Genomic DNA, 6,827 nt, shown 5'->3' with positions numbered 1-6,827 from the left:
TCAGCAGCGCCTCAAGCCGGCCCTGCGCGATCTCGGGCTGATAGGGGGTATAGGCGGTATACCAGGCCGGGTTTTCCAGAATATTGCGCTGGATCGCCGGCGGCGTGACCGTGCCGTAATAGCCCTGCCCGATCAGGCTGGTCATCACCTTGTTCTTCGCCGCCACCGCCCGCATCCGGTCCAGCAGCGCGGCCTCGGACAGGGGTTCCCAGTCCAGCCCTTGGCTTTGCCGGATCGAGCCGGGCACCGTCTGCTCGATCAGCTGGTCCAGGCTTTCGACGCCGACCGCAGCCAGCATCTCGGCCATTTCCGAGGGCGACGGCCCGATATGGCGCCGGTTGGCGAAATCGTCGGGATTGTAATCGGTAGGGGTCCAGCGGGTCATGCTGTCTTCATCTCCGGCAAGCGGGACGAACCCGCCTTCTTTGGTGTCCAAATATCTCGGGGGTCCGGGGGCAGCGCCCCCGGTCCGGCCTCAGCCGATCAGCGCGTTATAGGCGGCTTCATCCATGAAGCCGTCGATGCTCTCACCAGCGGCGGGCTTGATGCGGAAGAACCAGGCCGTCATCGCGTCGTCGTTCACCGCGCCGGGATTGTCGGGCAGATCCTCGTTCACGGCGGTAATCACCCCGGCAATCGGCGCCACGATGTCCGAGGCCGCCTTCACCGATTCGATCACCACGATCTCCTCGCCCTTCTCGACCTCGCGACCGACCTCGGGCAGTTCGACAAAGACCACATCGCCCAGTTGCTCGCTGGCATGGGCGGTGATGCCGACGATCACCTCGTCGCCATCCTGTTGCAGCCATTCGTGTTCTTCGGTGTATTTCAGCATGGAGACGCTCCTCAGCGCTTGTAGTCGGGTTTGATGAAGGGCAGTTCGGCGACTGTCACCGGAATCCGCTTGCCGCGCAATTCCGCCCAGACGGTATCGCCGACCGAAAGCGAGGCCGGCAGGATCGCCATCGCGACCGGACCGCCGACCGAGGGGCCGAAGCCGCCCGAACAGACCGTGCCGATGTCATTGCCGCCTTCGGACGCATCGAAGATCGCCACGCCTTCGCGGATCGGGGCCCGACCCTCGGGGCGCAGGCCCATCCGGGTCTTCGCCGCACCCGAGGCCAGTTCGGCCAAGATCGCATCGGCGCCGGGGAAGCCGCCTTCGCGCTCGCCCCCCGCACGCCGGATCTTCGGGATCGACCAGCCGAGCGCCGCCGCCGCCGGGGTCACGCCCTGATCCATGTCATGCCCGTAAAGCGGCATCCCGGCCTCAAGCCTGAGCGAATCGCGCGCGCCAAGCCCGATCGGCGCCACCGCCGCATCGGCCAGCAAGGCTTGCGCAAACTCGACCGCCCGCGCCGAGGGCACGGAAATCTCATAGCCGTCCTCGCCGGTATAGCCGGAGCGCGAGACCCAGATCTCCGCCCCGTCCCAGTGAAGGATCGCCACATCCATGAATTTCATCGCCGCCACTTCGGGGACCAGTGCCGACAGCACCCGCACGGCCTCCGGCCCCTGCAACGCCAGAAGCGCGCGATCCGTCACCGGCTCGACGGTCACGCCCGCCAGCCCCTGCAGCAGCGCGATATCCTGATCGGCGCAGGCGGCATTGACGACCAGAAACAGGTGATCGCCGCGATTGGCGATCATCAGATCGTCCAAAATCCCGCCCGCATCATTGGTGAACAGCCCGTAACGCTGCCGCCCTTCCGGCAGACCTGCGACATTCGCCGGCACCGCGGTTTCCAGCACCAAAGCCGCATCCTCGGCCTTGCCCGAGGGCGCGCGCAGGATCACCTGCCCCATATGGCTCACGTCGAACAGCCCGGCCTTCTCGCGGGTGTGCAGATGCTCGCCCATCACCCCCATCGGGTATTGCACCGGCATTTCCCAGCCGGCGAAGGGCACCATCTTGCCCCCCAATGAGACATGAAGGTCATAAAGCGGCGTGCGTTTCAGCGCGGTCTCGGTCACAGGCATCCTCCTTGCGCATCAGCGCGGGTTTGGCTGCCCCCTCTGTCCCTGCCCGATGACGGGCGCCTGAGATCGTTATCCTTCGGCGGGCCCCTACGGGCCTCTCTTCAGAGTTCTTGTCGGAACCGGTCCCTTGTGCCTGAGAGTTTACCGGGGCGGTTGCTCCTTCGGCCCTGACCTTGCGGCCAGTGTCTCCCGTATTCCTGGCGATGGCCTAGCCTTGCGCAGGGATTCTGGCAAGAGAATTTTGCGATCCTGTTGCCGCTCGGCACTTGCCCGATGCGGGCGGTGAATGTCTAATCGAGCCATGGAAAACCAAACCCCGGCCACGTCTGAACAGATCATCAACGCGGCTGGCGGATTCTGGGCGCAGCTCGATCTTTATGTGCGCAACCTGTTCCTGCCGCACCGGCTGAACCAGGTCGGCGCGGTGCTGGCGATGATGGTGGTCGCGCATGTCCTGGCGCGCATCCTCTCACCCCGGCTGCGGCGCTGGCTGCGGACCCGCGAGGGCTGGCCGAAATGGCGGCTGCGCCTCGGGCTGATGATCGACCGGCGGCTGCGGCTGATCCTGTTCACGCTGATGGCCTGGGCGGTGGTGCTGGTGATGCAGCAGATCACCTGGCCCTCGCTCAGCCAGGTAATCCGGCAGGCGGCGACCATCGCCACCGCCGTGCTGGCCATCGCCTTCATGTCGCGGCTGATCGCCAACCCGCTGGCCCGGCGCATCGTCAAATGGGCGGCCTGGATCTGGGCCGTGCTCTATCTGCTTGGCATGACGCCCGAGGCAGGACATCTGCTGGACAGCATCGCGCTCAGCATCGGCTCGGTCCGGCTGTCGGCGCTGGCGGTGCTGCAGGCGCTGGCGGTGATGACGGCGCTGATCGCGGGTGCGAGGCTCATCACCGGGGCGGTGTCGCGCCGGCTGGGGGAATCGGCCGATCTGTCGCCGACCATGCGGGTTCTGGTGGCGAAGCTGCTGCAGATCGTGCTGTTCACGCTGGCGATCATCATCGGGCTGCGCTCCATCGGGGTGGACCTGACCGGGCTTGCGGTGTTTTCCGGCGCGGTCGGCGTGGGCCTTGGCTTCGGCTTGCAGAAGGTGGTCTCGAACCTCGTGTCGGGGGTCATCATCCTTCTGGACAAGTCGGTCAAGCCGGGCGACGTGATCAGCCTTGGCGATACCTTCGGCTGGATCGACGCGCTTGGCGCGCGCTATGTCAGCGTCGTCACCCGCGACGGCAAGGAATATCTGATCCCGAACGAGGATCTGGTCACCAATCAGGTGGTGAACTGGTCCCATATCAACGATTTCGTCCGCCTCGACGTGCATTTCGGCACATCCTACAAGGACGATCCGCACAAGGTCTCGAAACTGGCGATCAACGCCGCCATGACCGTCAAACGGGTGCTGGCACAGCGCACCCCGGTCTGCTGGATCACCAAATTCGGCGACAGTTCCATAGATTATGTGCTGCGATTCTGGATCTCGGACGCGCAGGGCGGGCTGACCAATGTGCGCGGACAGGTCTATCTGGCGCTCTGGGATGCGTTCAAGGAAAGCGGCATTTCCGTGCCATATCCGCAACGCGAGGTGCGAATTCTGGGCGAAGACCCCGGCGAGACCATGCCGAAACTGATCTCCGGCGATTGAGAAAGCGCCTTTCGGTGCTATATTGGTCCCATCCCGGCGCCGGGGCGATCAGGCGCGATGACCGGAGGATATACCCCTGTCCAATAACGTCCAATCGGCCGAACAGCCGAATGTGACCGCCGCGCCGCAGGATCTGACCAGCGACGAGATCCTTGAGCGCATCCTGACCTCTCTTGACGATGACAAGGCCGAGGATGTCGTGACCATCGACCTCCGCGGGCGCTCTGCCATGGCCGATCATATGGTCATCGCCTCGGGGCGCAACGCCCGTCAGGTCGTCACCATCGCCGAGAAACTGGCGCAGCGCATCAAGGATGCCACCGGCCGCACCGCCCGGATCGAGGGCAAGGATGCCGGCGACTGGGTGCTGATCGACACCGACGATGTCGTCGTCCATGTCTTCCGCCCGGAAGTGCGCGAATTCTACCAGCTGGAAAAGATGTGGATGCCCACCGACCAGCTGAAGGCCCTGCGCACGGACGCCGCCGCGCACTGACCGCGCGCGCGCCCCAGGACCTGCGGCGCGTCCCCCCTCATCCCGCCGGGGGGCCGCGCCCGATGTTGCGCCGCCCGGCATCCGATTCAACCCCATTCACAAACGCCCTGACCCTCCCGGAAACCGGGATGAATTGACCTGACGATAAAATAGACGCACGATTAAGGCAGGTTAACGAATACCTGCGGAAGTTTTGTGCGTTCTGATCGCCGCGCCGGAATGTGGTGCACCCAGGCTTGCAACTCCGCCCTCCCCTGCCTCACGCTTGTGAGAAATGGCAAGAAGGATACAAGAATGGGATTTCTGGACAGAATATTCGGCGTGATCAACGACCTGACATGGGGCTGGGCTCTGGTCCCGTTCCTGGTCGTGCTGGGCGTGTTTTTCACCATCGCCAGCGGCCTTATCCAGTTTCGCTTCTTCAAGCGCATGTTCAACGTGCTGAAGGGCGACGAGGATAACGATCCCAACAAGATCAGCGCCCGAGAGGCGCTTTTCGTGTCCGTCGGCGGGCGCGTCGGCGGCGGCAATATCGCCGGCGTTGCGGTGGCCATCACCGCAGGCGGGCCGGGCGCCGTGTTCTGGATGTGGGCCATCGCCCTTGTCGGCATGTGCACCTCCCTGATCGAGGCGACGCTGGCGCAGCTCTACAAGCGCACCGATACGGGCGGCGACTATCGCGGCGGCCCGGCGCAGTCGATCATCCACGGCCTGGGCGAGAATTATCGCTGGCTGGCGATCATCTATGCCATCTGCCTGATCGCGTCCTTCGCCATCGGCTTCAACGCCTTCCAGGGCAATACCGTGGCCGGCGCGGCGCTGGATTCGATGCATATCCCCCGGCTCTGGACGGGGATCGCGCTGTCGCTGGCGACGGGCGTGATCGTCTTCGGCGGGATCCACCGGATCGCCAAGGCCGCCGATGTCATCATCCCGGTCATGGCCTTCGGCTATATCGGCATGGCGCTGCTGGTGATCGTGCTGAACCTGACCTCGCTGCCCGGCGTGCTGTGGGAGATCTTCGCCAACGCCTTCGGCCTGCGCGAGGCGGTTTCCGGCGGCATGGGTGCCGCGATTGCGCAAGGCCTGCGTCGCGGTCTTTTCTCGAACGAGGCGGGCCTCGGCTCGGCACCGAATGTCGCGGCGACGGCCTATGTCCGGCATCCGGTCAGCCAGGGCATCACGCAGAGCTTCTCTGTCTTCATCGACACGATTGTCATCTGCTCCTGCACGGCCTTCGTCATTCTTCTGGCGGATGTCTATCAGCCGGGCGCCGAAGGCGTGGATGGCGTGGCGCTGACCCAGCAGAGCATGGTCGAACATGTCGGAAGCTGGGCGCAGTATTTCCTGACCGTGGCGATCTTCCTCTTTGCCTTCTCGTCGATCATGTACAACTACTTCCTGGGCGAGAACGCGCTGACCTTCATGACCGATAACCCCGCGGCGGTGCTGGCCCTGCGGCTGATCGTGATGGGCATCGTCTTTGTTGGCGCCGTGGCGCCGGGGGCGACAGCGGTGTTCTCCTTCTCGGATCCGATGATGGGCGTGCTGGCCGTGGTCAACCTGCTGGCGCTGATGATGCTGTTCCCGGTCGCGCTGCGGATCATCAACGATTTCAGGTCGCAGCTGAAGGCGGGGGTGCAGAAGCCGGTCTTCGATCCGGCGAAATTCCCCGATCTCGATACCGATCCGACGGCATGGCCGGATGCGCCGGGCCATGCGGGCGCCAGCCAGCCCGCAGGCACTGTCCCGGCGGAATAGACAAGCCGACCGCCCGCCGCCACGGAACGCGGCGGGTGGTCCCCGCTTCGGCGCAATCGCTTGACGGCTGGCCTTGCGCGGCCCAGAACCCATGCCATGAACATCACCCTTCTTGCCGTTGGCCGGCTGCGAAAGTCGCCGGAACTGGCGCTGATCGACGATTACCTCGACCGTTACGCCAAGACCGGCCGCAATCTCGGCCTGCCGCCCGTGCATCTGGTCGAGGTCGAGGACAAGCGCGGCTCCGGCATGGCCGGAGAGGCCCCGCTGATCGAGCGCGCCCTACCGCCCGGCGCCTTCGTCGTGATGATGGACGAACGCGGCGAGCAGCCGAGTTCCCCCGATTTCGCCCGCAGGATCGCCGATCTGCGCGATCAGGGCCGCGATATCTGCTTCGTCATCGGCGGCGCGGACGGGCTGGACCCCAGCCTGCGCGCCCGCGCCGACTGGCAGATCAGCCTCGGGCGCATGGTCTGGCCACACATGCTGGTGCGCGTGATGCTGGCCGAACAGCTTTACCGCGCCGCCAGCATCCTTGCCGGCGCGCCCTATCACCGGGCCTGACTGTCCGGTTCCAGATACATCCAGATCTGGCCGCCGCTCCGCAGTGCCAGGCCGCCCTTCACCTGGGTCGCTTCTTCGCTCAGGCAGTCGAACGAGGTCGGATTCGCAAGATCGCTGAAGCAGATCTGCTCGCCCTTGCGCTGCCAGCCATAGTGTTCGGCGACATCCGCGCCCGGCTCGGCGATCTCGACGATGCCATCCGTGCCGAAGACGACCCGGGCCGGTTCGCGCGCCTCGTTCAACCCGCGATAGACGGTCCCCGGCACCATCAGCCCGGCACCTTCCTGCGCCGGAACGGCCGAAGCGCCAAGAAGCGCAATCACCACGGCAGGCAGGAAAGTCCGTTTCATATCACCCTCCGGTGCGGGCCGGGCACAT

The 6,827-nt window shown here is 65.1% G+C and carries 7 protein-coding genes, 1 pseudogene and 1 riboswitch; of the genes and pseudogenes, 4 read left to right on the top strand and 4 right to left on the bottom strand.

The window, feature by feature from the left end; translation table 11 throughout:
- The 3 genes and pseudogenes from Q0330_RS18660 to gcvT form a co-directional block, all read right to left on the bottom strand.
- Positions 1-385 (bottom strand): annotated as a pseudogene (locus Q0330_RS18660) (glycine dehydrogenase (aminomethyl-transferring)); the annotation flags it as partial.
- Between the two features lie 90 nt (positions 386-475).
- Complete coding sequence (gcvH, locus tag Q0330_RS18655) at positions 476-835, bottom strand: glycine cleavage system protein GcvH (protein WP_299483219.1); 360 nt, start codon at positions 833-835, stop codon at positions 476-478.
- Between the two features lie 11 nt (positions 836-846).
- Positions 847-1,980 (bottom strand): glycine cleavage system aminomethyltransferase GcvT, encoded by a 1,134-nt coding sequence (gene gcvT, locus Q0330_RS18650; RefSeq protein WP_299483215.1) that lies wholly within the window; start codon positions 1,978-1,980, stop codon positions 847-849.
- Positions 1,981-2,090: 110 nt separating this feature from the next.
- Positions 2,091-2,183: riboswitch (glycine riboswitch) on the bottom strand.
- A 98-nt stretch (positions 2,184-2,281) separates the two neighbouring features.
- On the opposite strand from gcvT, the gene Q0330_RS18645 reads away from it, so the two are divergent.
- From Q0330_RS18645 to rlmH, 4 genes are all read left to right on the top strand, one after another.
- Entirely contained in the window at positions 2,282-3,628 is a 1,347-nt protein-coding gene (locus Q0330_RS18645) for a mechanosensitive ion channel domain-containing protein (protein WP_299483212.1), read from the top strand.
- A 112-nt stretch (positions 3,629-3,740) separates the two neighbouring features.
- Positions 3,741-4,124 (top strand): ribosome silencing factor, encoded by a 384-nt coding sequence (gene rsfS, locus Q0330_RS18640; RefSeq protein WP_299483209.1) that lies wholly within the window; start codon positions 3,741-3,743, stop codon positions 4,122-4,124.
- 294 nt (positions 4,125-4,418) lie between these two features.
- On the top strand, positions 4,419-5,885 hold the full coding sequence (locus tag Q0330_RS18635; protein WP_299483204.1) for an alanine/glycine:cation symporter family protein: 1,467 nt from the start codon (positions 4,419-4,421) through the stop codon (positions 5,883-5,885).
- 96 nt (positions 5,886-5,981) lie between these two features.
- Positions 5,982-6,449 (top strand): 23S rRNA (pseudouridine(1915)-N(3))-methyltransferase RlmH, encoded by a 468-nt coding sequence (gene rlmH / locus Q0330_RS18630; RefSeq protein WP_299483201.1) that lies wholly within the window; start codon positions 5,982-5,984, stop codon positions 6,447-6,449.
- On the opposite strand, the gene Q0330_RS18625 is transcribed toward rlmH, so the two are convergent.
- Positions 6,437-6,799 carry a hypothetical protein gene (locus Q0330_RS18625; RefSeq protein WP_299483198.1) on the bottom strand — a complete coding sequence of 121 codons (363 nt, stop codon included), beginning with the start codon at positions 6,797-6,799 and terminating at the stop codon, positions 6,437-6,439. The two genes, rlmH and Q0330_RS18625, sit on opposite strands and share 13 nt — an antisense overlap.
- Between the last annotated feature and the right edge of the window lie 28 nt (positions 6,800-6,827).

This window comes from uncultured Paracoccus sp., from assembly GCF_937873615.1.
Classification (GTDB): domain Bacteria; phylum Pseudomonadota; class Alphaproteobacteria; order Rhodobacterales; family Rhodobacteraceae; genus Paracoccus.
Note: the sequence above shows the minus strand (reverse complement) of the source record. Positions and strands in the feature narration are given on the sequence as shown.